This window comes from Burkholderia sp. APQ4-4ca (assembly GCF_057837105.1).
The window spans coordinates 117,276-118,260 of sequence record NZ_JBYQCG010000224.1 but is presented as its reverse complement, the minus strand read 5'-3'; the positions used below and the strand labels follow the sequence as shown (position 1 = coordinate 118,260).

The 985-nt window shown below is 66.5% G+C and carries 1 protein-coding gene; it reads right to left on the bottom strand.

Annotation, left to right across the window (positions count from 1 at the left end; translation table 11 throughout):
* Positions 1–985: nucleobase:cation symporter-2 family protein (locus tag AC3IFE_RS25640; protein WP_489192812.1), on the bottom strand; the 985-nt coding region annotated here is incomplete at both ends.

Below are 985 nucleotides of genomic sequence, written 5' to 3'. Positions count from 1 at the left end.
AGCAGGATGCCGCTGTGCAGGATCGGCGCGAGCGCGGGCGGCAGCTTCGAGAAGAAGTGCGGCGACACGACCGGCACGAGGCCCATGCCGACGCTCACGGCGACGATGAACAGGTTGTGCGAATTGTTCACGAAGTCGACCTTCGACAGCACCTTGATGCCGTTCGCGGCAACCATCCCGAACATCACGATGCCTGCGCCGCCGAGCACGAACGGCGGCACCGACGCGACGACTTGCGCCATCTTCGGGAACAGCCCGAGCAGCACGAGGATCACGCCGCCCGTCGCGCACACGAAGCGGCTCTTCACGCCCGTCACGCCGATCAGGCCGACGTTCTGCGAGAACGACGTATGCGGGAACGAGTTGAAGATGCCGCCGATCAGCGTGCCGAGGCCGTCGACGCGCAGGCCGCGCACGAGGCGCTCCTGGTTGACCGGGCGATCGACCATGTCGCCGACCGCGAGGAACATGCCGGTCGATTCGATGAACGTGACGAACATCACCGTGACCATCGTCACGATCGACAGCGGGTCGAAGTGCGGCAGGCCGAAGTGGAACGGCATCACGAAGCCGACCCACGGCGCATGCGCCACGCCGTCGGTGTTCACGCGGCCGATCGCGAACGCGATCGCGAAGCCCGCGACGATGCCGAGCAGCACCGAGATGTTCGCGACGAAGCCGCGGCCGAACTTGTTGATCAGCAGGATCAGCGTGAGCACGAGCAGCGACAGGCCGAGATAGACGGGGCTGCCGTACTCGGGGTTGCCGACGCCGCCGGCCGCCCAGTTGATGCCCACTTCCATCAGCGACAGCCCGATCACGGCGATCACCGTGCCGACGACCACGGGCGGGAAGAACCGCAGCAGCTTGCCGATCATCGGCGCGAGCACGATGCCGATGATGCCGGCCGCGATGGTCGAACCGAAGATATCGAGAATGCCGAGGCCGGGGTTCGTGCCGATCGCGATCATCGGGCCGACGGCCG